This window comes from Polaribacter sp. IC066 (genome assembly GCF_007997085.1).
Taxonomy (GTDB): domain Bacteria; phylum Bacteroidota; class Bacteroidia; order Flavobacteriales; family Flavobacteriaceae; genus Polaribacter.
In genome coordinates this window covers 1-2,835 of record NZ_VORR01000106.1, presented here as the reverse complement: position 1 = coordinate 2,835, position 2,835 = coordinate 1, and the positions used below count along the sequence as shown (strand labels likewise).

The 2,835-nt window shown below is 29.9% G+C and carries 2 protein-coding genes; both read right to left on the bottom strand.

Going from position 1 to position 2,835, the window contains the following annotated elements; all coding sequences use genetic code 11:
- Positions 1-328: 328 nt before the first annotated feature.
- The gene (locus tag ES044_RS17990) at positions 329-1,141 is read right to left on the bottom strand and encodes a hypothetical protein (protein WP_147120734.1); all 813 of its coding nucleotides are present in this window, start codon (positions 1,139-1,141) and stop codon (positions 329-331) included.
- 713 nt (positions 1,142-1,854) lie between these two features.
- Positions 1,855-2,685 (bottom strand): DUF4261 domain-containing protein, encoded by an 831-nt coding sequence (locus ES044_RS17985; protein WP_223269281.1) that lies wholly within the window; start codon positions 2,683-2,685, stop codon positions 1,855-1,857.
- Between the last annotated feature and the right edge of the window lie 150 nt (positions 2,686-2,835).

The window sequence follows — 2,835 nt, the reverse complement described above, 5'->3', positions numbered from 1 at the left end:
TGTTGCTTTTCGGTAAACTTTCAAACCTTTTCCTATTCAAACCAAGCGTAAAAATTCGGCTGTACTGATATTGGAAATTTAATGCTTTATCTTTAATTTTCATAGTTTTTTTAGCTTACGCCCAACGGATTTGTATATAAAAAGTAGCGCTGAAAATAAGCGATAACTTTTCGGATGAAACACAAGCCGAATTTTTAAATTTTATTAATTATTTTATTTTTGGGAATTTGTCAAATTTAAAAATTTGGCGACTTCCTAAAAATGCCCGAATCTTTGTGTTAGCAACGACTCGCGCTATTTTTTATATACGTTGTTGTGGTGCGTTTTTCTATACTTCTCGTTGTATTCTATATTCAATTCTCACAAATGCTTTAGTCATTTCATTTAATATAATTGCTTGTTCTTTTGTGATATCGGGAACGCTTAAACTTCCGTGACCAGCCAAAGCTGTAGAATTTCGACTATCATATGTTTTCAATATGTAATCGAGAATTTCGGCAGGTAGTTTTGAATCGTTTCTATATCTATCAAAAAAACTTTTAAGTGTTTGTTCTTGAATTGAGGCAATTCCAATAATATCTTTAGCCATTACCTCAAATATACTGGCACTTGCGTGTAAAACGTTAGCAAAATCATCATTTTCAAATGCAGAATCCATTCGAGCAACTAAAGTTCTAATATTCACGTGCTCGCCGTCAAGATTTTCTTTTTCAATTTCTTCTATGGAATAAATTTCAATTCCTAACCCTTTTGAAGAGCTGTAAAGATAAAATGATGCAACTTCTTTTTTTAGTAATTGGTTTATAAAATCAACTTTGAAATATTCGTAGTTTATTAAATCACAAATGAATTCAATAAATTGTATAGTATCGAGCTGTCTAAATATCAATAAAAAGTTACTATCGTGCCAAGAAAATTCTATTGATTCAAGGTCGTCAGTTAGAGTATATATTTTTCTACCAGAAATTGTGCGTGAAAGATTGATTAACCTATTTTTTCTCATCACAGATGTTAAGGCGTCATCAGTTTCCTCACACCATTCAAATAAATATCTTGTTAAATAGATGTAAAAATCCTGTGAAAGCACTTCAAATTGCAATTGCTTAATTTGTTCATCAGTAACATATTTCGGAAATTTCATTGGTTTATCTCGGTTTTTTTAAATGCACCACAACGTGTTTGTGTTATGGAAAGTTGCGTTTTTGTGTGCGAGGATTTTCCAACGGAAAATTTGAAGTACGCAAAAATGCAACTGCCTTTGGTAAAGCACTAATTTAGCAATTTTCTATACACGGTGTTAGCAAATGCGGTTTTATATTTCCATTCTTATTTTCCGAATTCACTATTTTTCCATTTTTGGAATATTTTGAATGCAATAATTTCGTAAAGATTTTAATTCCGCAATTTTGGTTATAAGTTCCGTTTTTATGCAAGAGTAAAAATTCCGCATTTTGCTCGTTTTTAAATCTCGCTTAATTCCGCAATTAAGATTTTCAGAGTTTGAGTGTTTTTCACATTTTAGGAATTCATAACTTTGCTAAATTCCGCAATTTTGTAATTCCACCAAAAAGCTGAAATTCCAAAATTCTGATTAGCGAGAGAGTGTTCGACGTTCCGCATTTTTTTCTCTGATTTTGGGGTTCAAACTTTAAAGCAAAATGTTTTTTTAAATGACTTTAGCTTCTAATTTAGAAAATCAGCCAGTTTTTGCTAACGTTGTTGTGTAAGGTTAGTTGCGTGTTTTAAGCACTAAAGTTAGTAAATAAAACACAAACCAAGAAAGTCCGTTTGGACTTTCGTAAATTGGCTAAAAACCAGCAATTAATTTTACACGGTGTTGGGCACAGTATTTCTTTAAAATTCTATTTTTAATGTACTTCCTTCTAAAAATTTTCCTTTAGATTCCGAAATTTTTAGTTTTTGTTCAGCTGATATACCTATTGTTTCTCCGTTTTTCAATTCTATGTCAAATGCCACAACATAATGACTTAAATTAAACATCATTTCATTTAATTCTTCAAGTGAATTTTCAGACTCAATAATTTCCATTTCTTTTTTTCCAAATTGAGAAAGTCCATAAGTATAAACAGATTGTTTTCCATTTTCCTCTCTTAAACCAAAATAAATCCAATTGTATAATGGAAGGTCTTCTTTTGACATCGATTCTACATTAGCTTGGTAAAAATCTTTTTTCAAAACTAAAGTTCTACCTCCAATATAAATTCCTAAAGATTTACTGTTGTTCATTATTGAATATGCTATTTTACTGAACAATAAATTTTCTTCAACTGCATTTTTTCCGCAGTTCATAATTGATAAAACAATATGACCATTATGTTTTGAGCTTTCTTCAGCTCCGTTTTTCCAGAAATAATTTAATTCAGCATTTTTTTCAACTTCTTTTTCAGGAATTTTAAATGGAATTACAGCAATTGCAATATTGTAGTTATCAATTTCTAAAACGGCTGTTTCTTCGCTTGAATCATTTTTATTGACTTTTAGTTTCCATTTAGTATTTAATTCTTCAAGAGTATTTTTCAAATTAAATGAACTTGGGTTTTCCAAAAGTATCATTCCTAAAATAGCTGAATTAGGTTTTAGTTCAGTCTTTTTTTCTTTCTTTAAAAAGCTAAATATTCCCATTGATATAATTCCTATTAATATTATTATTAGCGATTTTCTCATATTGTGCCCAACGTGTTGTATAAGGTTAGTTGCGTTGGTTAAACACTAAAGATAGTAAATAATAACAGAATAAAAGGCATGCGAGGATTTTCCTAAATAGACGAAAATTAGCAATTAATTATGTACGGTGTTGGGCTACGTTTTTTAATT

What these genes read in the sequence shown, in the direction of transcription:
- ES044_RS17990 (WP_147120734.1), bottom strand. Translation starts at nt 1,141, where the DNA reads ATGAAATTTCCGAAATATGTTACTGATGAACAAATTAAGCAATTGCAA.
- ES044_RS17985 (WP_223269281.1), bottom strand. Translation starts at nt 2,685, where the DNA reads ATGAGAAAATCGCTAATAATAATATTAATAGGAATTATATCAATGGGA.